We start from the raw sequence: 22594 nt of genomic DNA on the forward strand, positions 1-22594 counted from the left end.
AAAAGGTGAGCCGAATTCTGGAACGGCCAACCGGAATTTGCAGTTCTCTCCGCGGTTGCTTTGAATGCCGAATGAACGGGAAGGGGGACGAGACTCTGGCGAAGGATCCTCTCTAAGTGATGAAATGGTTGCGAGCCCCGAAGATACTGTGGCAGCTATCTACAAGCCTTTTCCTGTCAGGCTAGTTCGCCAGCTGTTGGAATGAGTTCATTGCTGCTGTCATTCATTAGTAATGATTGATTTCGCGAGGTAAGACTGCACGAGGGACACGGGCTTGCCGACGGAACGACTAACTCAGAGTCGATCGGTCACTCAGGCACGTGCTGTATTGCCTCGAACTAGGTGCTGGGGCGTGTACACATTGCTGACATGCGACTTGGTCGAGGAGGTGGCCCTCCACAGCGGGATAAGGGTCGCTACTCTCCTGTTCGTGACCTATAAAAGAGCTACACCGCAATTCCCCACTTGCGGTCGAAGGAAGCTGCCGCCTGATCGAGTCGTGCGGGCGGTCGCCCATGCCATCTCCGGATAGGTATCTCTCGACAATGCGCCTCCACATGAATAGACCGTGTCGCAAATACGGCGAACTGGGATTACAAGAAAGATCCAGCGCACCGGAGCAACAACCGATCGCTACAGCAGAAGAGCTCACGGCCAATATCGAATCGGAGCGACGGATCCGGAGATGATCGGCCTCACGAAGCACAGGAAAGCTCGTTTGAGTTCACCTAGTGCAAACTACGACTTTTTTTGATTCAACTCGACGACGTCCAGGATAGGACGCGTCTGGATCGGAGCGGTCGTCGGCACCCGCCGTTGCAAACTGTTTTCAAATGTACTTGCTGTGCTGGTGATGAACGTTAGTGTGCTGGTTGCGAGATCCACTGCAGCGCTCGGATAGTCGGCAAACCCGAGCCCGCTCAGGACCGCCTCGCTTCCCGCTCGCGCGATGGCCTGCGCGGTGTCGGCGTTGAGCTCTTCCCAGATCTGACTGATGACCGCTGCCCAGATGTCGTCGTAGTCCCGGCGTAGCCGCCCGATGCGTTCTCGGTCTGGTTCGTCCAATCCTCCGGCCTCGCGAACGAGCACCGAGAGCAGATTCCGATTGCGCGCGGCGGTCTCGGCGAGCCCCGACACCAGGCGCTGCAGGGCATCCTCGGCGTTGTTCGAGCTGTCCAGTGCAGTACTCGCCGCGATCATCAGTTGAGTGATCCCGCGGTCGAATGCAGCCACGAGGATCTGCTGTTTGGTTGTGAAGTGCTGGAAGACAGACGGACCTGCGATGCCAACTGCCTTACCGACGTCGTCAACCCGTACATCTTCGTAGCCGCGTTCGCCGAAGAGAGTGATTGCCGCATCGAGGATTTCCTGACGGCGCGTCGGCCGGACATGCCAGCGGCGAGCCAGGGAGGGTGCGCTGTCCACGGTCGTATATGGGGCAGTGATCATGTTGTGCATTCCGACCGTGAACGCGGCGCGAAGACGTGCGCCGCCGGCGACGCGCGGTGCCACGGCAGACGCTGCGATGATGGCGCTAATGGCCTGGTGGCGGATCATAACCGCGAAAGGTGTCAGGCTAGGCGCGACGGCGATGATTGCGGTGCGCCAACCAGTATCGTGATCGGTAGCGCGGCGCGCCACGTCGCCGAATTCGATGGGGGAAATCCAACGGCGATCACGGGCGTACACGATCACCAGATCTGGACTGTCAACGGCGGCTTTGAGTGCGGCAGCGATGTACTTGTCCAGGTCGCAGCCTGTGCACTCCTGCCGCGTAATCGCGGCGGCGAGAACTGCGTGAAGCAGAGCTAGTTTGCTTGGGAAACGCCTGTACAAACGGGGAGGAGTGCAACCCAACTGATCGATGATGTCGGCGACCGAGACCGTTGTGTATCCGCGCGCCGCGAAAAGTGTCGCGGCAGTCTGAACGATCTCATCCCGGTCGAGACGGCTCATGGCGTGTCTCCTCTCGTTGCGGGCCTGGGCTGGCTCTTTCGTACGTTTGCGCAGTGGCAATTGATGTGTCATCGCGGTGAAACACCTCTGCCGGCGAACACCCTACGTAGCGCAGCCTAAGCGATCGATTGTTGAAATAGGATGTGTCGATCACTAGCTAGTTGCGGTACTCATTTTCGGAGTCGGCAAGCTGATTTGGAGTGCGTATGTGCGGGTTTGGAGTTTCGAGTAATTGCAGTCTGTAAGAGACGCAGTTTTCATTGGACGGATATTCGAGCTCCACTCAGGCCGATCTAGGCTCGGCAGTAGGGTTGACAGCTCGCGACGTTGACCCGTTTGATCGATCAAGAGGATGTCAAGTTTAGTCAAGCACTTACATTGACGAAGTGGCGCGTCGAGCGATCGAGACCGGCGACAGTATGGAGCCGACGTTCAGCGACCGGATGCAGGCTTCGATAAAGCCTATCGAAGCCTGCTGGAGATATTATCAAGACCTGTGGATCAGTCAGGCGACCTCCGCTCCGGTTGAACCTTCTTGTTCCGGTGTTGATTCCGGCGTGATGTCGGCGGGTCGTTCGAGTAGTTTGCCTTTGTGGAAGGCCGCGCCGGCCCGCACGAGCGCAACCAGATGTGGTGCGTTGACCGCACACCAACGCGCTTGTGCGGCGTCGATCAGCTTGTAGGCCATGGCGAGTCCGGCGGCACGGGATCCGGGTCCTTTGGTTACCTTGGTTCTCAATCGCACTGTGGCGAAGGTGGATTCGATGGGGTTTCTGGTGCGCAGATGCACCCAATGCTCGGCCGGATACTTGTAGAATTCGAGCAGTACATCCATGTCGTCGGTGATCTTGGCGACTGCTTTCGGGTACTTCGCGATGTAGTCGAGTTCAAAGGCCTTGATCGCCAGTTGCGCTTTGTCGATGTCCTCCGCCATATAGATGTCTTTCATCGCCGCGAGCGCGCCTGGGTGTGCAGATTTCGGCAGCGCGGCAAGAACATTGGATTGCTTGTGGAACCAGCACCGTTGTTCACGGGTTTCGGGGAACACCTCCCGCAATGCCTTCCAGAACCCCAAGGCTCCGTCGCCGACCGCCAGGACAGGAGCGGCCATGCCGCGCCGGCGACAACTGCGCAACAGATCCGCCCAAGACTCCGTCGACTCGCGGTAGCCGTCGGCGAGGGCGACGAGTTCCTTCCGTCCGTCCGCGCGGACACCGATCATCACCAACAGACACAGCTTCTCCTGCTCGAGCCTCACCTTGAGGTGGATCCCGTCGACCCGCAGGTACACGAAGTCGGTTCCGGAGAGGTCCCGATCCTGGAAAATCTTGGCTTCGTCTTGCCACTGAGTCGTCAGCCGGGTGATCGAGGCCGGTGAGAGTCCTGCGCCGGTTCCGAGGAATTGCTCCAATGCAGGCCCGAAGTCGCTGGTCGAGAGGCCGTGGAGATAGAGCAGTGGCAGGACCTCGTTCATCTGCGGGGACTTGCGCACCCAGGCCGGCAGAATCGCCGACGAAAACCGTTGACGTTCACCTGTTTCCGGTTCGAGACGCTTGTCGTTGACCCGGGGAGCTTTCACGTTGACCGCGCCGGCGGCGGTCAGGACGTCGCGTTCTGTGTGGTATCCGTTGCGGACCACCAGGCGGCGACCGTTCTCATCGAGGTGGTCGGCGAACTGTTCGATGTAGGCGGCAACCTCCGCGTGCAGTGCTGCGGCAAGCATTTTCCGGGCGCCGTCGCGGACGATCTCGTCGAGCAGCGACCGCCCGCTGTCGTCTGTTGGACTGGCCGTTCTCGTGTACTACCGTGAGCACGGGCGTACCTTCCCGCCAGCGTTGGCGCGCTGGTCTTGATCAGAATTTTCGATACCGTGCAGATCATCTTCCGGGAAGGTACGCTTTCACGTGATTCACAAGTTCTGATCATTTCTCGGCTTCGATGAGCGCCTAACAACGTGGCTGCCAGCGCGCCTGCAACTCAGATAGGTGAGGCGACCAGTGTGATACCAATATCCACGCGATCGGCGGATCGTTCGCTACAGCCTGGATCAGCGTATCGGCGGCGTTGATACATACCGATTGGGTGTTCATTTGTCAGGCGGCAGCTATTGTCGTGAGCGCCGTCGCGTCTGCCCGAAATCTGCTCATCCGCTGAGAAGATACCACCGAACTCACTCCCTAATGGGCCGGGCCCCAAGTTTGCGATTGAGTTCCCCTCAGAGAGTGCCAATGCGGCTAAACCGGGTGCAGAGTCAGTCAGAAGGCGCCCGCCATGATTAACCCCGCGCGTAAGGATGAATCGCACTGGCGAGTGATGTTCCCCGAGTTTCGTGGAGTCGTCATATTTGACTTCAGGCTACGGGTTGGCGTGTGAAGTGTACGTTCTCGAACTCGATCGGTGTCAGCATCCCGAGGGCACTGTGCCGGCGTTGGCGGTTGTGGAAGATCTCGAGGTACTCGAACATGGCGTTGGCCAGTTCGATCCTCGTTTTCCATCGTTTCCTGTTCAAGAGTTCGGTTTGCATTCTGCCCCAGAAAGATTCGATGACGGCATTGATGCTCCTATAGTTGTCAAATCGCGTTGGCACTGGTCACGGGATTGTTGACGAGGTGATAGACCTCGCGGATGACGTAGCGTTTCAGGCAGCGAATGATGTCTCTTTTGGCCTTTCCTTCGGCGGTGCGGCGTGCGACGTAAATTTTGGTGGGCTCGTGAAACCGCATGCGTACGATGACTGTTCGATAGATGGCGGCATTGAGCTGCCGATGACCGCCGTGGTTGATCCGGTATTTCCCGGTCGTCGTCCCTGAGGACGCAGGGATCGGACTGATCCCGGCAAGCTTGGCCAATGCAGCTTCGGACTTGATTCGCTCCGGGTTGTCACCGAACACGATCAAAATCTCCGCTGCCGTGTCAGTTCCGATTCCATATGATTGAACGAGTTGTGGTGCAGTAGTTTTCACTAATCGTTCGATATGTTCGTTCAACTCAGCTGCTTCATGATCGAGCATGAGCCACCGGTGGGCGAGGGTTGCCAGCGTGATCTGCATCGAGTCGTCAGGACTGTCCAGATGCTCGACGGTCAACGCTGCGCAGTGACGAGCCAAGGTGATTTGTGTTTTCCCAGCCATTTCGGCGCGTAATACTTCCGGTGCATGCACCAGCATCGCTTTCAGCGTCACCATTGTCGTGGCACGCGCCTTGACGGCAGTGTCATGTGCGACTTTGAGTTGGCGAATCATCTCGACCGTTCCGTCGGCGGTTTTCGGTTCGGCGGTAGCGAACCCGGCCATCACTGCTTTCGCCGCATTCTGGGCGTCGATCGTGTCCGATTTTCCGACCAGTCGGCGTATCCGTCGATCCGGTCGGGCAACTTCGATGACGCGGTAGCCGCGACGTCGGATGAACGAGGTCAATGCACCACCGTAGGAGCCGGTCCCTTCGATTCCGAAGGCTATCGGCTGTCCGAATGACTCGGCCCACGAGAGTAACTGGATAAATCCGTGCGAGTCGGCGGGAACGCTGATGGTCGAGAGCAAACCGGCGGTGGTGTCGAATACCGCACCGACATGCACGTATTTGTGGGTGTCGATCCCGACAACAACATCGCCTGATTTCGTAGTATCTACAGCTGTGGTGGTGGCCATGACGGTTCCTCCGGAACGTCGATCCGATCTACCATGGGTTGCACACTGGCATCAGGCCTGATCGACAGGACTGTCACGGGGACGCTCGCAAACCGACCTCCAGGCTCCTTATCAAGTCAGATCGGGCGTGATGCCAGTGCCGTGCGCCCAATTAGAGGGCTGACAGATCAACGCAAAGACACTGAAAGGGTCACTCGTAACAAGAGTCAAGCCGCTCTAACTGGGACTTTGCCGAATCTACGCGCATAGACCGGCAGGAACAGACTGACAGTCGTAGCAATCGCCGATCGATCCCATTGACGGGACCAACCCCGAGTCGTGGGCCCGGCGGGTGAATGCCCACGATGTGAATTGCACTCCGTGGTCCGAGTGAATGAGTGTGCCGGGGGTCGGGCCCCTGTTCGAAATGGCCATTCCCAGAGCGTTCGTCACCAATGTCGCTGTCTGCGAGCTGTCGATAGACCACCCGACGACTCGCCTCGAAAACGTATCCTTTGGCAACAGCGCAATATATTTTACCTTCGCGGGTGGGATGTTCGGTGATATCCGTGACCCACAGCTTGTTCGGCTCGTCGCGGGTGAACTTGCGGTCCACGAGATCGCTCGCGGTGGGGGTTTGATGCTTGGAACGTGCCCGTTTGTTTCCCGGAAGTCCTTTCACACCAGCAGCTCTCATCAACATTTCGATGCAGCCGTGCCCAACAGCAATGCCGCGGCCAAGGGTGAGTTCTTCCGTGGACCCGGCGGGCACCGTAGGTGCCATGCGAGGCGGTGTGAACCTCGGTGATCAGCTGAGTCAGCCACGCATGTCGTAGTGAGCGTTCCGAGGGTGGGCGATTGCGCCACTCGTAGAAACCGGACTCCGACACCTCCAGAATGCGGCACGAGGTCTGTACCGGTAGTCCTTCCTTGGCCATCACCTCGATCGTTTCGAACCGCCTTTTTAGGCCGCCACCGACTTCAGCAATTCCGTGGAGCGCTTGGCTATGGCGAGCTCGGTCTCCAGCTCGGCGATACGACGACGGGCGGCGGCGAGTTCTTCCGCTCTCGATCGAGCTCAGCCCCGGCCTCTGACCGGTATCGATGAGCTCCTGGATACGCCAGTTGTAGATGGTCTGTTCGGTGACATCGAGACCTGCGGCGACCTCGGCGACCGTGCGTCCTGACTTCAACAGATCGAGGACTTTCCGGCGGAACTGAAGGCGGATAACGTCTGGGCATCGTGAACCTCTCTCGGGTGCATCAATGCCTGAAGTAAAACAAACGAACTCCGGAAAACTCGGGGAACATCAAAGTCCCCGGACTCGCCGTTCCGATTCAGGATGCCGACGAACTGATCAGTTGTGGCTGGTGCCGGTGGGCAATATCAAGCGAGGGCGCGATATCCGAAATATGGTTTATCGAAGTCCCTGCATGGCAGTCCAGTCATAAACTCGCACGCTTCTCTGTAGATGGGATGGCCTCGGTTGAGTCCAGCAGAGTGGTGTACGACCAGTCGCCCTGAAACCGTGGGCGTGTCGCTACCCGGATGAGGACGGCCACCGCGTGATTCTTCAAGAGAGCTACCAACTCGACCTGAAGAGGGAACACGCGATGACCGATCACAACTTTATCGACCCCGAAAAGTTTCTGTCCGACCAACTCGCTGGAGCAAGCCCCGATTTGCTGCGCTCGATGCTCGGAATCTTCATTACCGCGCTGATGGGCGCCGAAGCGGACAGCCTCTGCGGCGCCGGCTACGGCGAACGCACCGACGACCGCGTCAACTCCCGTAACGGATACCGCCACCGCGACTTCAACACCCGTGCAGGAACTCTCGACACCCGTGCAGGAACTCTCGACGTCTCCATTCCGAAGCTGCGGCAAGGCTCCTATTTTCCGGATTGGCTGCTCGAGCGCCGTAAACGCGCGGAGCGGGCCCTGACGTCGGTGGTCGCTACCTGCTATCTGCTCGGGGTTTCGACGCGGCGGATGGAGAAGCTCGTTGAGTCGTTGGGCATCAACAGCTTGTCGAAGTCGCAGGTGTCGATCATGGCCCGCGACCTCGACGAGCAAGTCGAATCGTTCCGAACCCGGCCACTCGATCAAGGCCCGTATACGTTCGTCGCCTCCGATGCACTGGTACTCAAAGTTCGGGAAAACGGGCGCGTGATGAACGTGCACGCCCTGATCGCGGTCGGCATCAACAAAGATGGGCACCGCGAAATACTCGGCATCGACGTCTCCTCCGGTGAGGACAAGGCCGGCTGGTTGACGTTCTTCCGTGGCTTGGTCGCCCGCGGCCTGAGCGGCGTCAAGTTGGTGACCTCCGATGCCCACGCCGGTCTCGTGGCGTCGATCGGTGCCACCCTGCCCGGTGCATCATGGCAACGGTGTCGCACGCACTACGCGGTGAACTTGATGTCGATCACTCCGAAAGCGCAGTGGCCGTGGGTGAAGGCGATGTTGCATTCGATCTACGATCAACCAGACCGGAAAGGTGTTGAGGAACAGTATGATCGGATGCTCGATGCTTTGTCGGACAAGCTTCCGAAGGTAGCGGCGCACCTCGATGATGCACGGGCCGAGTTGCTCGCATTCACCGCATTCCCGAAGGAGATTTGGCGTCAGATCTGGTCCAACAATCCGCAGGAACGACTGAACAAGGAAATTCGTCGGCGGACCGATGTCGTCGGTATCTTCCCCGACCGGACCTCGTTGATCCGGCTTGTCGGAGCCGTTCTTGCCGAGCAGCACGATGAGTGGACTGAAGGCCGCCGATACCTCGGTCTGGACGTCCTTGCCCACTCCAGGGTGACTATCGTGGCCCCGGAAACCGGTGACGACAACACAATCGACGAGGAGGTCAACTCGACTACCCTTGCAGCGCTGACAGCCTGAAAGAGGAGATCACGCAGTGCCCGTCCCCACACACCACGCATTTGGACTTGACCATGGCCTCACGGCCGACTGGAACCACTTCCGCTGAGTCCATATGACAACTGACCCGATGCCTCGACGCGCGGCCGCGGAATTCTGCCGAACTTCCCGATGTGCTACAGATGAGATATGGCGCGCCGCATCTCGCTATTGTCGATCGCTGAAGTGTAGAGGCTAGCTGAAAAAGGGGGACGGTGCGGCCGATCTCATTGGCAGTGCCGGCTCCAGTGATGAGGGCGATCGAACCGGATGCGGAGCCCTGATCACCGCTGCACGCAAGACCGGACGATCTGACGTCGCTGGTCTTCTTGGAATTGCGTCACAGGATCGAGACTGCACCCTCCCATCCGGCGAGTGCAGTCAGCGAAGCCTAGGGCGCCGCCCAATACGGAGACAGTCACGTTCCGCAGAGCGATACAGGTACCCGCCAAACAGGTACCGCCAACGCGACGAAGAGGCGTGTTGATAAGTCGCGGCAGAAGGGCTGGATGCACTCGGGTGTTCAAATTTGGATTCCGGCTAGCGCTTGTGCGACCAGTTGGCGTGAGCGGCTACGGAGTTCGAGGTCGGTCACCATGTCGTGAACCATGATCTCGGTCGCCCCCGTTGAACGAATCAGCGGTTGTAGCTGCTCTCTCAGTGATTCGACTGTTCCTGAGATCTGTGCGGGGATCAGACCGTTCTGGATCGTGCTCGGCCTGTGCTTGTCATCGTCGCTCAATTCTCTTTCCGCCTGCGCCAGGGTGGGGATTGGACGTTCGTGGCCGAAAGAGCGTAGGGCGCGCGCCGGAAAGGTCAATTTGTGTGCGAGTTCATCGTCGTCTGCGGCTACGATGTTGAGTGTCAACATAGTTTGAGGTGCCGGTGGCCCGAACGGTGTCGCAACGAACTCTGCTTGATATCGCGAGAGGACTGTTGACGATGCCTGAGGTGCGATATGACCTCCATAGGTGTAGCGAAGTCCGAGCGCAGCAGCCAATCTTGCGCTCCGGTCCGACGAGCCAAGTAACCACAACTCGGGGACGCCGTCAATCCCGCTGGTCAGGTCAATAGTCGAGAACGGGTGATAGTCTTCAAATGCGTTGAAATAGTAACCGGCAACCTCTTTGACCTGGGAGGAGTAGTCGTCGGTTGGTTGTGAATTGCGATCTCGGAGCAATGCGTAGTTGATCAGGGGAGCCGACGAGGCGTGTCCTATTCCGAGATCGATTCGACCCGGTGTCAAGGCCTCAAGTTGAAGGAATCGTTCCGCAACTGCGAACGGACTGTGGTAGTTGAGGAGGACCGCGCCTGATCCGACGCGGATTCGGCTCGTGCGTTGCGCGGCGATAGCCATCAAGGGCACTGGGTCCTGTGACGCGTATCCAGTCGAATGATGGTGTTCAGCGTACCAGATACGATGGTATTCAAACGCCTCGGCCTCCTCCGCGGCCCTTAGCGCCGCTGAAAGCGCTTCGCGCTTGCCTAAACCCGGTTGAACTGGTGCCACTTCGACGAGTGAGTACTTCATTGTTATCACCTGTTTCCGCTGTCGAGCAGGAGTGCGTCCGCCTGAGCGCGTAACCGGGGTAGTCTCGCGCTTCTTCGCGGTAGCCAGAATCGGGCGACGTTGTATCCCGGATGTCTTCCTGACGGGTAACGGCACTCTATATATCAGACGCCATATTCTCAATGGGAGGATCCGATCCGGCTGGAAAGTACTGAAAAGTATCTGTGTCAAGTAACCGACATCACCGTCATTGCGTCGACCTCGACACGCGATCATTTGCTGACGTTGAAAAGAGTTGAAAAGAGAAGTATTCATTCCAGATGGACTGGGGGAGGGCAGGTTGCGGAGAACTTGAACTTGAGGAGGATCCGATGGGGCGCGATCGATGATTTCGCGCCAGAACCGCGAAACCCTTCCTCGGTGACATCTGGAAGTCCGCGGCGACCCGGGGCGTACAATTCGATATGATCCCATGTCGCTACTCGGTCCGCCGCGGCCGCTGGAAACTGCAAGCGACGCGTGGCCTACCTCCTGCCGGGGACTGGCTGGCAGACCTGGCAGGATCCTGTTTGCAGTATTCCGCCGACGCAGGGCTATCCCGCGCGGCATGAGGCGGCATGAGAATGCCTTCGCCGACGTCGAGGATTCCTTCGGTCGGTTCGTTTACGATGCAGTAATCGGTGGATCGTACTGCGGACAGACAGGCGCCATTTCACTAAACTCTTGCGGCAAACGACTCGACAAACTCGGTGGCGGTCCTGTCGGCGATGTTGTTCTGCAAACGCATCCGACCTATAAGGCGCTTCCTTGAACGTGGCCCGCTGCCGCTGTGTCTCGCGAGCGGAAACGGGGTCCGATGATCGTCGAAATCCATGCTCGGAGATCTTCCGCCGGCAACTGCCATTCCATCAGTCAGAACATTTTGGTGGTCAGGAGGCTTGAGGTGATGAAATCATTTCAGGATGAAAGCAGTTTCGTACATCCAGACAGGTGAACCCGACGTCTTGACGTTTGCAGACGTCGCGATAACTGAGCCAGGGACAGGTGAGGTTCGAGTCGCATATTGCCGTTCGGGCGTCAACCCCGCCGATTGGCGCACACGGCGTGGGTCCTCACCGGGAACTTCCGTGATTCCAGCACGTGTTCCGGGTAACGACGGCGCGGGCATCGTTGACGCAGTCGGTGAGGGTGTGGATCGATCGTTGATCGGTTCACGGGTGTGGGTCTGGGAAGCGGCGACGACCGGATCCGGTAGCTGTCAGGAGTTTGGTCTGGTCCGATCCGACAGGATGGCCGCTTTGCCGGATTCGGCATCATACGATCTCGGGGCAAGCCTTGGAGTCCCGTTTCTGACGGCTCATCGGTGTCTGACCGTTGGCGAGGACGGTCCGGGCAACCTGGGGCCAGGAACTCTCTCAGGTAGAACCGTTTTGGTTGCAGGCGGAGCGGGGGCAGTTGGCAATGCTGCGATCCAGCTTGCGCGTTGGTCAGGTGCGACAGTGATCAGCACGGTTAGTGGTTTAGCCAAATCAGAACTGGCGAAGGCGGCCGGCGCGCATGTTGTTATCGACTACACCATCGAGGACGTCGCAGAAAGAGTTCGTGAGGTTTCCCCGGCCGGAGTCGATACGATTGCTGAGGTTGCACCGGTGGCCAATTCGTCTATCAACGAAGCGGTCCTGGGTGTCGGCGGAACGATTGCGATATACGCTACTGACGGCGGCGCCGACTTGAAACTGTCGTTCGTTCCTCTCATGATGGCGAACGCTCGTATCCAGGTGGTCATGGCGTTCGGGGTCCCGGCACCGTCGAAGATGCGCGGGGTCAGTGACATCAACGTGGCGCTGGCGGCAGGCGCGATCGGGGTTGGCGCTGATCATGGTTTGCCACTGCATCACTTTAGGATCGAGGACAGTGCAGATGCGCACGCGGCAGTTGAGGCGCACTCCGTTGGGAAGGTGCTGATCGACGTTCGCGACAAATGGTCTGGTCGTTAATTGAACGGGGTCATGCGGTCAGTGTGTTGATTTTGACGAAGTAGCGGCCAGGTCGATGGCGGTGTTGTGACGTTCTTCGAAATGTTGACGCTCAGCGAGATGGTTCAGGTCGCGGAAGTGGGGATCGATGGGTGCGATCGGGGGTCGTGCAGGGCGGCGAATGCTGAACCGTCGCCGATTTCGAGCAGGGTCCTTGCGCCTGTCCTGACGCTCACGCTCGGCGTGGAGGTCAGGGCCCGGGAAGACGGTGGGCATCGGGCGTCCTCTGCACGTCGTCGCCGATAGACCTGCATTGCTGGAGAATCTTCTTTAGCGAATCAGCAGTTGTGCGAGCACGATCTAAATGGCCGTAGTTCAAGGAACGGTAACGGTCTACGCTTCGAGTCCGGTACGTATGTGTGCGGCCAACCGGGCGCCCATACGCGGTGCAACTGTTCATGACGGCTTGAGTCGAGACCACCGTGACGGCCAGACCCAGACCCGTCTGCGACTTGCCGGATCGATGGTGACGGTTTGAGCTGAGCCCACCTCAGTGTTGTGGCATCTGGCTTATTCGGATGCCAGTACTGTTGGCAGTGATGGAGACTCGGATAGAGTTGTTCGCCTGCATTCGACGCGATGCCCGGGTCAAGGGGTGTTTGATCTGGCAGTTGGCCTGCCGCCACATATCGGCAGGGCAACGGTGCGGATGGCGTTGATGCAGGCGGAGTCGCCACCAAGAGAAGTTCCGGCGCGTGCCCCTCGAAACTCGATCCGTTCAAAGCCGCGGTCGACGCCGATATCGATGCACCACGAAAACAACGCCAGACCGCGCGCTGAATCCTCGCTAGACTGGCCGACGAAAATGGAGCGCAGCAGCTTTCGTATGCAACGGTGCGTGACTATGGACGGATTCGGTGAGCACAGATTTGATGTTCCCCGAGTTTTCCGGAGTTCGTTTGTTTTACTTCAGGCATTGATGCACCCGAGAGAGGTTCACGATGCCCAGACGTTATCCGCCTTCAGTTCCGCCGGAAAGTCCTTGATCTGTTGAAGTCAGGACGCACGGTCGCCGAGGTCGCCGCAGGTCTCGATGTCACCGAACAGACCATCTACAACTGGCGTATCCAGGAGCTCATCGATACCGGTCAGAGGCCGGGGCTGAGCTCGATCGAGAGCGGAAGAACTCGCCGCCGCCCGTCGTCGTATCGCCGAGCTGGAGACCGAGCTCGCCATAGCCAAGCGCTCCACGGAATTGCTGAAGTCGGTGGCGGCCTAAAAAGGCGGTTCGAAACGATCGAGGTGATGGCCAAGGAAGGACTACCGGTACAGACCTCGTGCCGCATTCTGGAGGTGTCGGAGTCCGGTTTCTACGAGTGGCGCAATCGCCCACCCTCGGAACGCTCACTACGACATGCGTGGCTGACTCAGCTGATCACCGAGGTTCACACCGCCTCGCATGGCACCTACGGTGCCCGCCGGGTCCACGGAAGAACTCACCCTTGGCCGCGGCATTGCTGTTGGGCACGGCTGCATCGAAATGTTGATGAGAGCTGCTGGTGTGAAAGGACTTCCGGGAAACAAACGGGCACGTTCCAAGCATCAAACCCCCACCGCGAGCGATCTCGTGGACCGCAAGTTCACCCGCGACGAGCCGAACAAGCTGTGGGTCACGGATATCACCGAACATCCCACCCGCGAAGGTAAAATATATTGCGCTGTTGCCAAAGGATACGTTTTCGAGGCGAGTCGTCGGGTGGTCTATCGACAGCTCGCAGACAGCGACATTGGTGACGAACGCTCTGGGAATGGCCATTTCGAACAGGGGCCCGACCCCCGGCACACTCATTCACTCGGACCACGGAGTGCAATTCACATCGTGGGCATTCACCCGCCGAGCCCACGAGATTGCTACGACAATGCCGTCATCGAATCTTTCTGGGGCAGAATGCAAACCGAACTCTTGAACAGGAAACGATGGAAAACGAGGATCGAACTGGCCAACGCCATGTTCGAGTACCTCGAGATCTTCCACAACCGCCAACGCCGGCACAGTGCCCTCGGGATGCTGACACCGATCGAGTTCGAGAACGTACACTTCACACGCCAACCCGTAGCCTGAAGTCAAATATGACGACTCCACGAAACTCGGGGAACATCAAAGTCCCCGGAAACTCCGGTGCGATTCATAGGGCTAGTGCTTACCCACCGGCTCCTCCAGTGGGTAAGCACCATGAAAAGCCCGACACCCTTGTGCAGAACCGACGATCACTACGGCTAGGTGCAGATACGGGGTCGGTCTGGTGGTAATGATCCAGTCCTTGATTCGGCCGTCGCTTACGCGTTTTGATTGGACTGACTCGATATGTTCTCAGCGATGAGTGTCTCGCGTAGTTGGCGTTTGAGGACTTTGCCTGCCGCATTGCGGGGAAGGGGATGAGATCCGATGATGAAGGTCGTGGGGATCTTGTAGGGTGCGAGCTTGTCTGAGACAAATACGGTCAGGTCGTCGGCAGTCACAGCGGTTCGCGTGTGCACGACCGCCACTACTTGCTCGCCCCAAAGTTCGTGTGGAGCGCCGATAACCGCGGCGTCTTCGACTGCCGGATGGGTCGACAGTGCCTCTTCGACCTCACTGCAGTACACGTTCTCACCGGCCCTGATTACGATGTCCTTGATACGATCAACAATCGCGACGAAGCCTTCTTCGTCGCGAGTTACAAGATCGCCGGAGCGGAACCAGCCCTCGTCGGTGAAAGCGCCGCCATTCCGATTCCAGTATCCGCGAGCGACGTTGGGCCCTTTGAACCAGATTTCGCCCACCTCGCCCACCGCTACGTCAAACCCGTCGGCATCGACGATGCGGACCTCTGACGTAGGAAAAGGGCGCCCTACCGATAAGGGCCGGGAGAATAGGTCGCGGGAGCCGATATAGACCATGGGTCCAGTGGTCTCGGTCAGCCCGTAACCAGTTCCGGAGCCTACCCGGGGGCCGAATTGTGTAGCTATTCGGCTGACGAGGGTTGTCGATGTTTGGGCGCCACCGGTGGTTAGTGATCTGAGAGACGGCAGCGTCGACCCCAGTTCAGCGGCTGTGTCCATGAGTTGTCGCGCGACAGTGGGGACGCCGGTGAAACTATCCACATCCAGTGAGTTGATCAATTCTACCGCTCGCTGCGCATCCCATTTGTACATGAGCACGAGTTGCATCCCGCTGATCGGTGCGAGATGGATCTTTGGGAGGTAGGAGACGTGAAAGAGTGGTCCAGGTATGAGCGTTGTCGGATGTGTGAGAGGCGCGGGTACTGGATCGCCACGTAGCGTTGACATCTCGGCTTCGACGGCGACTTGCAGGCGAAAGTTTGACACGGTTGTCATGTGTGAACGATGGGTCGCTACTGCACCCTTCGGTGCCCCTGTAGTGCCGGACGTATAGAGAATGGTGCAGTCGTCGTCGACGTCCATGGGGAGGGTCGAATAGTCGAACTCCTCGGCCTCCGATGCCAGCAGCGTGTTCCAATCGACGTCACCACGAACTGTCGTACCTGGCCTCACCTCGATGACTACGTCCAGATACGGTAGATGGGATCGTTGTTCGATAATGGATGCGACCCGCTCCCGGTCTCCGATGAACACCTTGGGGGTGCAATCTGCCAGTGCGTAGGCGATTTCGGCGCCAGACCACCAAGAATTCAGTGGGACGCACACTGCTCCAATGGACACGGCGGCGGCGTAGCCGAGTATCCACTCGGGATAGTTGCGCAGTGCCAGTGCAACCCTGTCTCCGGCACGTACTTCGTAGCGTTCGACCAGAACCTTGCTGATCCGGGCGACGATATTCAGGTACTGCGTCCACGTTAACGTCTCATCTTCGTAGGTGATTGCCGGACGCTCTCCCCACTTCGCGCCGGAGAGCAAGATCTCTCGAAACGTTGTCGGTGCGCCTTCGTAGACGTTGAGATCCACACCGCGAACCGTGGTTCGACTAATGGGGAACGGGCCGTCCAATGCGGTCAGCCTTGAGACTATCGCTTTGCGGGTTGCTGTTTCGTTCACCTTCTGTGCTCCTCCGTATTGCGTCGTTGCAGACGAAAATCGCTCCGAGTGGCCCAAACTGCGCCAAATGCTTTATGCGGTCCACTGCACCACGGCGGCGCGTCGTCGACCGCGTCACATGTCCCGGATGTCGGAACGCATGAGGATTGCGTATGGTGCAAGTTCCAAGTTCGGAAGACCAACAGTTGCGAGAAGGCCCTGGCGGGCGATGCTTTTTCCCTTGTGTATAGATCAGAGCCCGAGCGTCGGCGTGTGATCGGAGTGTCCGCTATTCTTGCGAACACAAAGAGAAGTCGCAGATCAGCGTGTTCGAGCGACTGACTATGGTGCGGCGGGTGCGCAAGACGTCTGCCTAGGAGTGGAAACGTTCCCGAACGTGTATGTCTGCGTTTGCGAGATGCATCACTGGCCAACACGTGCGTGGACAGCGATATGGTACTGGGGCCCGCACCTATCTGGCAACTATGGCGATAAAGCCTGGGGAAGGCAGGCGCTGTGGTGGTGAATCTTCGTGCGGCGGCGGTCGGCATCGTGGCCGAACGCCACAACGGCGATCTTTAGGGCGCTCCCGAGGGGAATGTTCCACCTCCACCGATGACCACTGCGATGTGTTCTTCGGGAATCCAATGACGTCCGCGTCTCGACCTTCGCTAGGGGGCGCTGTGTCAGGGTGCTGTGCCACGGTAGGTGCGGCCACGTAGCCCGACTAGCAAGGGCCTAACAGTTCTCAGGCCGCGTTGGCGAGCTGCCTCAGATCGCTGAATGCGGGCTCGGATGTGTCGGCTCCCCGCTGGGTGTGGTGCGGGACCGTCCATAGGGCCACTCCGCCTTGTGGCGAGCTATCCGTAGGGGCAACAAACGCAACAAAATGCCGTGGTCCCGAGGTGGCGTAGGCACTTGGCGCACGGCGACAGATCGAGGTTGCCATGCAAGTCAAAGTCTGTTTGAATCCTCTATGGCTGACATCACATCACATCTCAAAAGTGACCCAGGATTCACATACCAATCCAGCGTTCGGAGTTTATTCTGTGCATAAATTGACATCCGAGTCCCCCGGTAATAGCCGCGCGAGCAATAGGGAGTCGGTTCCACCTGCAGCGCGTCGAGCGGCCATTGCTGGTTTTGTCGGAACCTTCATCGAGTACTATGACTACATACTTTTCGGCGTTCTCGCCGTATACCTCGGACCGCTATTCTTCCCTTCAGATAATCCTGCGGTTTCGATGCTCATCACCCTCTCAGTATTTGGCGCAGGATTCATCGCCCGGCCACTCGGGGGAGTGATATTCGGTCGACTAGGTGATCGACGAGGGCGAAGGACTGCGCTGCTGGCAACGGTTGCCCTCATGGGGCTGTGTTCTGGCCTCATGGGCTTTTTGCCGACCTATTCCTCGATTGGTGTCACCGCATCCGTGATACTGGTTATCCTCAGGTTGCTGCAAGGACTATCCGCTGGCGCTGAGATGCTAGGTTCCGTGACGCTCGTTCTGGAATCGTCGCCGACTTCCCGCCGAACACTTCTTGCGTCGCTCACGCCACTGGGGGCGGGTTTCGGCGGTGGTGTTGCCCTCCTGATGGCAGCCGTGGTCAGTTTGACGGTCTCAAAAGAGGCCATGCTCGACTATGGATGGAGAATTCCATTTCTAGCCTCTATTCCGCTCACCATAATTGCATTCATCCTCAGGCGAAGAGTTGAAGACTCTCCCGAGTTCGTCAAGCTGGCAGCCGATGACAGAGTTTCCAAATCCCCCATTCGCGAGGCATTTCTTGGAAATAAGCGGCGAATGCTGGTCGCCTGCGGAATCGCGATCGGCATCAATGGAGTAGCCGGAGTAAACGCCTGGCTCGGTCCATACCTGATCAGCAGTCGAGAACTTCCAGCATCACAGATTATGTTGGTCTTGGCTATCTCCATGCTTATAATTCAGCCTGTAGCCTTCATTGGCGGCTGGCTCGGTGACACCTATGGTCGGCGCATTATGATCACGCTTCCCCTGATTGCATTTGTCGTTCTGTGTATTCCTATTCTCTGGATACTGGGGGCCACCGATGCGCCAATAGGACTAATGGGTGCGGTATTGGTCTATTTAGCACTCTTGAGTTTAATGAACCCAGCAGCGTACACCTACATGGCTTCCATCTTTCCGACCGAAGTCCGATTCACCGCGTCTAACTTCTGTCAGAATGTCGGTACCGTTCTTGCTGGAGGCACTGCACCTGCCGCGGTTGCTGCGCTGGTACTTGCCACTGGTACGCGTTATGCGGCAGCCTACTGGATTTTGTCATCGTGCTTGATCGCTTTGCTTGCGCTATGGCTAGGCCGCGGCCTCAAGGACCCAGATTCCTCGCTGAAAGCATCCCCTGGCATTATGCCCTCAGTTGAGAAGGCTAAAGAACTATAGCTTTCTTGTCTCCATAGCCTGTCCATCAGGAAGGCAAGAAGACCGGCGGCGAGTCCGTGTTCTGACAGCCGAGATGCCGGCTTCTCGAGGCTCACCCGCACGGCGCAGTCGGCGACAACGCCGAGATGTAGGTGAAGTTCCACCGTTTTCTGCTGATCTGGACCGCTGCGGATCCCTCTGTGTGATGCCCGTAGCGAAAGTGCTTGCGGGTTTGCGTACTTGACCTTCTTCGATCGGATTCTCATGATTGATACGTCCAGGCGGCCGGTGCCGCATCCTACCGCGTTGACGGTGCCCTTCTGGGAGGGCTGCAAACGCCGCGTCCTGACTGTCCAGCGGTGTGAGGACTGCGGAAATCATGTGTTCATTCCGCAGAGCTTCTGCCCAGTTTGTCTGGGTGCCGATCTCAGCTGGGTTGAATCTGGCGGAGTTGGTTCGGTGGTGTCGTATTCGGTCATTTGGCGGGCTCAGACGCCGGCGTTCGAGGCGCCTTATGTGGTCGCCATTGTCCGTGTGGACGAGGGATATGAGATGTTGAGCAACATCGTGGATGCGGATCCGTCAGAGGTTTCGATCGGGGCGCGTGTTCGGGTCAAGTTTGTCGACATTGATTCGCAGACAACGCTTCCCTGTTTTCGGTTGACTCGGTAACAGTGGCGTGACAGGGCAGGTCCATCTTCGAGGAGTAATGCAACATGAACGATTCACGACAAGGTGCTGTCATTGTTGGGGCCTTCAACACAAAGCAAGCCAAAGTCCTTGAAGGTGAGAATTCCGACACGGTGACTCTGGCGGCGATCAAAGGTGCCTTGGCTGATGCGGGTCTCGGGATCGGAGACGTCGACGGGGTGAATATCCTGCCAGGGCTGGACTACCTCAATGGATCTCGCAAGTTTGCGTATGCTCTCGGGATTCCCTACTTTTGGGTCGGTCGTGCCGCTCCGGGACCGGCTGCGGTCTTTGAAGCTGCGCTTGCGATCGAGGCGGGGATGTGCGACACGGTCGTACTGGCAGCCGGTGAGGCAGGCATATACACGGACCGTGCGACGGTAGCGCCATGGACGAGGCCGTCGAACGAGTTCATCGAGTGCTGGGGTCTGATGACGCCAGCCGAATTCGCTTTGTCCGCACAGCAGTACATGCAGAAGTTCTCTGTCGACCCGGCCGCCATCGCTTATATTGCTGCGGTCATCCGGAACAACGGTTCGCGCAATCCTGAAGCTATCTTCCACGGCCGGGGTCCGTTCACTCCCGATGACATTCTCGCGTCGAGGATGGTCGCCGATCCCTATCATCTGCTCGAATGTGCGATGACAGGAGAGGGTGGTTCGGCGTTGGTGTTAACCACTGCGGAGAAGGCACGCGACCTCCCGAGCGTGCCCGTTCGCGTTCTCGGTGGGGGATCAGAGAGTTGGGGTCCTTCCTATACCCATCCGCCCACATACGAGCGCACGGGGATGCTTGGACGCAAGGCAGCGGACAGGGCATTCGCACGGGCAGGTTTGTCGCGTTCAGACGTGGATGTCTTTGAGCTGTACGACAATTTCTCGTGGGAGATCGTCCGCTACTTCGAGGCGTTGCGATACTGCGATGTGGGTGAGGGGCCGGCATTTGTCGCCGACGGGGCTATCGAAGTGGGGGGCAGGTACCCGATCGTGACCGACGGCGGAACGATGTCGCATTCGCATACGGGAGAGTCGCAACGTCATCAGCGTGTGGTGCAGGCAGTTCGTCAGCTGCGCGGGACGACATCGGCGAACCAGATCGACGACGCTGAGGTGGCGCTGGTCATGGCACTCGGGGACATCGTTTTGCTCAGCAAGTAGCTTCGAGGACTCAGCAAGGGAACTTGCTCGCCGGAACGTTCGCAGAGGGGGGCATGGTGGAGCAAGGGTCCACCATGACCTGGATCACGTATGACGTGGACTTGATGAATCCCGAACGTGAACGAAATTCAAACATGTATTGACTTCTTGAAAGCAATTTTCATAGCATTGCATAACGCGACCCATGCGATGCCAGTAACGGAGGGCTCGATGACCGAAGATTTCTATCTGAAGCTCCTGCAAGAGTATGTCGATCAAGGCGGTGGCGAGAGAACCGGGATCTGGTGGGACGAGAGCCGGATTCCGCTAAGTAGTATTGACAAATCCGTTTCCCAGCTCCTGGATCTGACGGGAAAGAAGGCGGTGGTAACTGGCGGCGCTGGTGCCAATCTCGGGCAAGCATGCGTCAACCGGCTCGCTGGTCTCGGCGCAGATGTCGCGGTGGTAGATCTGAAACCGGCCGTGGCTGCGGCGTCAGGGCAGCAACGCTGGGCGACCCCGCCGGATGCACATGGTGTGGCTGCGAAGGCAGCGAAACGGTGGGGGACAAACGTTATCGGTGTCGAGGGTAATGCACTCGAATGGGATGGTATCGACGCCATACTGCGTGAATGTAATGATAGGCTCGGCGGATTTGACATCTTGGTCAACAATGCAACTATGACCTCGGTTGGTGACTTTGCTTCGATGTCGCACGACCAGCTTGACAACGCGATCCGGGGGACGTTGGCGGGTCCGATCTATGCAACCAGGCTCGCCCTGGAATACATGCTTCCTCAGGGTTCAGGGCGGATTATCAACATCTGTTCTGCGGCCGGCGAGACTGCAATGCCTGGACTCACGATGTACGGCGCAATGAAGCAAGGTCTCAGTACCTTCACCAGGTTTCTGGGCAAGGAGGTCGGCAGGGCGGGCGTACATGTCAACGGCGTCGCTCCGGGTTCCATGTGGGGGCCTGACCGGACTCCTCCGGTCGATGGGATATCGGGTCTTTATCCGCGCAGCAGAACTGCGATCCAACGCTACGAGCTGCCAGAGGAAGTAGCGAATATGGTGGCCTTCCTTGCTTCGGATGCGGCGTCAGCGATGACCGGTGTGATGGTTGATATGAGTGGCGGTCAGACGATCTGATATGACAGTTCCGCTGACTCGGTCCGTCAGCTGGAAATTTTCTGAATTCTCATGGTGGCAGGAGCTTGAGAAGGGGGAATAAGTAGAAGGTGGGTGTCGAGATGACTGGTGGCGAGGCGATTCCGACAGTATTCATCGTCCGTACCGAGCAACCTCCAGCGCTTGAGGTATTCGCACACGTGGAGCATGCACGCGAATATGCACGGCTCAGAAGTGGTGCGACAGTGCACTTTCTTCCAGTTAGGTTCTCACTCGGTGACGCGCAGGTCGTTGTCGAGCGGCGAGTGTCGATCCTCAAAGGACAGGTGATCTCTGACAAAGCAGTGGAAGAGACGCTTTTTTCTGCGGGCGTGGACTTCAGTATCCCCGATATCGAGACGTATCAAGAGGATATGTTTCGATGGAATGTAGTGGGGCTGGGGAGCGATCGACGTCAGGTTGACGAAGGTGTCGATATGGCGGTCGCCCGGATCAGTCGTGCGATTGGTGTTTCACCCGCGACTGCTCTGGTCGTCACGGACGACGACCTACCTGCGTGAGAAGTGGAGAAATAGGATGACAGCTTCACAGATCCGGGCGATTCGACGCCGGAAAGCAGCGACCAGTAGGTCTGCGACGAGGAGTTCGCTTTGGCGGTGCCGGTGAAGTCGCTGGAAGTTGATTCCCAGTGAGAAATGCATCTTTTCGAATCCCATGTGATGATGTGGAAGGCAGCATCTGGTGTGGTTTTTCGTTAAGATCAGCAGAATCGACTGCGGCGCGGTATAGGTGTGCGCAAAGGCATCTGGCAGCAACGGTTCTGGTGCAGCGGGACAGATTGATGATGATCCGAGATCTCATCCACCCTTTGATTCAGTAACCCCACGGCGTCTGGGATCCGAATATGCACAGCATGACAGCTAATTGCTGATCGCGGCGAAGCGGTCCCGGGAGTGTTACTCATGAACCAGAGGTCATGGGACTTTCGCCAACAGGATATTGTCACTGCAAACTTCTCTCGTCCCGAAAAGTCGTGGATAATTGCGAGCATTGAGTCAGGCCAGATAAGGTGTTCGCGAACCTTGGATACATTCAAAAGATAACGGCGGCCGAAGAGTTCGTCATCAATGTCATACTTGGCCTGATGGGTGTTGCCAAAGCTGAATCATCGATGCGGATGCTGACGAGCTAGGTTCTCTTGCATCTTCACACG

General features: G+C 58.0%; 13 protein-coding genes and 3 pseudogenes. 9 read left to right on the forward strand and 7 right to left on the reverse strand.

The window, feature by feature from the left end; all coding sequences use genetic code 11:
* Positions 1-738: 738 nt before the first annotated feature.
* The 5 genes and pseudogenes from FFI94_RS31815 to FFI94_RS34855 all read right to left on the reverse strand — a co-directional run bounded on the left by FFI94_RS31815 (position 739) and on the right by FFI94_RS34855 (position 6104).
* Positions 739-1956 (reverse strand): TetR/AcrR family transcriptional regulator, encoded by a 1218-nt coding sequence (locus FFI94_RS31815; RefSeq protein WP_185993475.1) that lies wholly within the window; start codon positions 1954-1956, stop codon positions 739-741.
* A 505-nt stretch (positions 1957-2461) separates the two neighbouring features.
* Positions 2462-3770 (reverse strand): annotated as a pseudogene (locus tag FFI94_RS31820) (IS256 family transposase).
* A gap of 536 nt (positions 3771-4306) precedes the next feature.
* Positions 4307-4510, reverse strand: a pseudogene (locus tag FFI94_RS31825) (IS3 family transposase); the annotation flags it as partial.
* A 16-nt stretch (positions 4511-4526) separates the two neighbouring features.
* Positions 4527-5603, reverse strand: coding sequence for an IS110 family transposase (locus tag FFI94_RS31830; protein ID WP_138868710.1), 1077 nt, complete (start codon positions 5601-5603; stop codon positions 4527-4529).
* 237 nt (positions 5604-5840) lie between these two features.
* The gene (locus FFI94_RS34855) at positions 5841-6104 is read right to left on the reverse strand and encodes a DDE-type integrase/transposase/recombinase (RefSeq protein WP_185993477.1); all 264 of its coding nucleotides are present in this window, start codon (positions 6102-6104) and stop codon (positions 5841-5843) included.
* Positions 6105-6589: 485 nt separating this feature from the next.
* On the opposite strand from FFI94_RS34855, the gene FFI94_RS31840 reads away from it, so the two are divergent.
* Together FFI94_RS31840 and FFI94_RS31845 are read left to right on the forward strand one after the other, a co-directional pair.
* The gene (locus FFI94_RS31840; protein ID WP_138873887.1) at positions 6590-6769 is read left to right on the forward strand and encodes a hypothetical protein; all 180 of its coding nucleotides are present in this window, start codon (positions 6590-6592) and stop codon (positions 6767-6769) included.
* Between the two features lie 427 nt (positions 6770-7196).
* Positions 7197-8483: an IS256 family transposase gene (locus FFI94_RS31845; protein WP_138873888.1), complete on the forward strand. Its 1287-nt coding sequence runs from the start codon at positions 7197-7199 to the stop codon at positions 8481-8483.
* 541 nt (positions 8484-9024) lie between these two features.
* Here the strand turns inward: FFI94_RS31845 and FFI94_RS31850 are convergent.
* Positions 9025-10032, reverse strand: coding sequence for an MsnO8 family LLM class oxidoreductase (locus tag FFI94_RS31850; RefSeq protein ID WP_138873889.1), 1008 nt, complete (start codon positions 10030-10032; stop codon positions 9025-9027).
* A gap of 941 nt (positions 10033-10973) precedes the next feature.
* Between FFI94_RS31850 and FFI94_RS31855 the strand changes: the two genes are divergently transcribed.
* Both FFI94_RS31855 and FFI94_RS31865 read left to right on the forward strand, forming a co-directional pair.
* Entirely contained in the window at positions 10974-12008 is a 1035-nt protein-coding gene (locus FFI94_RS31855; protein ID WP_138873890.1) for an NADPH:quinone reductase, read from the forward strand.
* A gap of 980 nt (positions 12009-12988) precedes the next feature.
* Positions 12989-14109 (forward strand): annotated as a pseudogene (locus FFI94_RS31865) (IS3 family transposase).
* A gap of 215 nt (positions 14110-14324) precedes the next feature.
* On the opposite strand, the gene FFI94_RS31870 reads toward FFI94_RS31865, so the two are convergent.
* Positions 14325-16043: a class I adenylate-forming enzyme family protein gene (locus FFI94_RS31870; protein WP_138873892.1), complete on the reverse strand. Its 1719-nt coding sequence runs from the start codon at positions 16041-16043 to the stop codon at positions 14325-14327.
* Between the two features lie 983 nt (positions 16044-17026).
* Here FFI94_RS31870 and FFI94_RS31875 point away from each other — a divergent pair.
* The 5 genes from FFI94_RS31875 to FFI94_RS31895 all read left to right on the forward strand — a co-directional run bounded on the left by FFI94_RS31875 (position 17027) and on the right by FFI94_RS31895 (position 21941).
* Positions 17027-18445 carry an MFS transporter gene (locus tag FFI94_RS31875; RefSeq protein WP_185993478.1) on the forward strand — a complete coding sequence of 473 codons (1419 nt, stop codon included), beginning with the start codon at positions 17027-17029 and terminating at the stop codon, positions 18443-18445.
* Positions 18446-18688: 243 nt separating this feature from the next.
* Positions 18689-19096: a Zn-ribbon domain-containing OB-fold protein gene (locus tag FFI94_RS34860; RefSeq protein ID WP_138873872.1), complete on the forward strand. Its 408-nt coding sequence runs from the start codon at positions 18689-18691 to the stop codon at positions 19094-19096.
* Positions 19097-19140: 44 nt separating this feature from the next.
* Positions 19141-20271 (forward strand): thiolase family protein, encoded by a 1131-nt coding sequence (locus FFI94_RS31885; protein WP_185993471.1) that lies wholly within the window; start codon positions 19141-19143, stop codon positions 20269-20271.
* A 117-nt stretch (positions 20272-20388) separates the two neighbouring features.
* On the forward strand, positions 20389-21402 hold the full coding sequence (locus FFI94_RS31890) for an SDR family NAD(P)-dependent oxidoreductase (protein ID WP_221937817.1): 1014 nt from the start codon (positions 20389-20391) through the stop codon (positions 21400-21402).
* Between the two features lie 101 nt (positions 21403-21503).
* Positions 21504-21941, forward strand: coding sequence for a hypothetical protein (locus tag FFI94_RS31895; protein WP_138873896.1), 438 nt, complete (start codon positions 21504-21506; stop codon positions 21939-21941).
* Positions 21942-22594 lie beyond the last annotated feature (653 nt).

The sequence above is a fragment of the Rhodococcus sp. KBS0724 genome, assembly GCF_005938745.2.
GTDB lineage: Bacteria > Actinomycetota > Actinomycetes > Mycobacteriales > Mycobacteriaceae > Rhodococcus_F.

What these genes read in the sequence shown, in the direction of transcription:
- FFI94_RS31815 (WP_185993475.1), bottom strand. Translation starts at nt 1,956, where the DNA reads ATGAGCCGTCTCGACCGGGATGAGATCGTTCAGACTGCCGCGACACTT.
- FFI94_RS31830 (WP_138868710.1), bottom strand. Translation starts at nt 5,603, where the DNA reads ATGGCCACCACCACAGCTGTAGATACTACGAAATCAGGCGATGTTGTT.
- FFI94_RS31840 (WP_138873887.1), top strand. Translation starts at nt 6,590, where the DNA reads ATGGCGAGCTCGGTCTCCAGCTCGGCGATACGACGACGGGCGGCGGCG.
- FFI94_RS31845 (WP_138873888.1), top strand. Translation starts at nt 7,197, where the DNA reads ATGACCGATCACAACTTTATCGACCCCGAAAAGTTTCTGTCCGACCAA.
- FFI94_RS31850 (WP_138873889.1), bottom strand. Translation starts at nt 10,032, where the DNA reads ATGAAGTACTCACTCGTCGAAGTGGCACCAGTTCAACCGGGTTTAGGC.
- FFI94_RS31855 (WP_138873890.1), top strand. Translation starts at nt 10,974, where the DNA reads ATGAAAGCAGTTTCGTACATCCAGACAGGTGAACCCGACGTCTTGACG.
- FFI94_RS34860 (WP_138873872.1), top strand. Translation starts at nt 18,689, where the DNA reads ATGATTGATACGTCCAGGCGGCCGGTGCCGCATCCTACCGCGTTGACG.
- FFI94_RS31885 (WP_185993471.1), top strand. Translation starts at nt 19,141, where the DNA reads ATGAACGATTCACGACAAGGTGCTGTCATTGTTGGGGCCTTCAACACA.
- FFI94_RS31895 (WP_138873896.1), top strand. Translation starts at nt 21,504, where the DNA reads ATGACTGGTGGCGAGGCGATTCCGACAGTATTCATCGTCCGTACCGAG.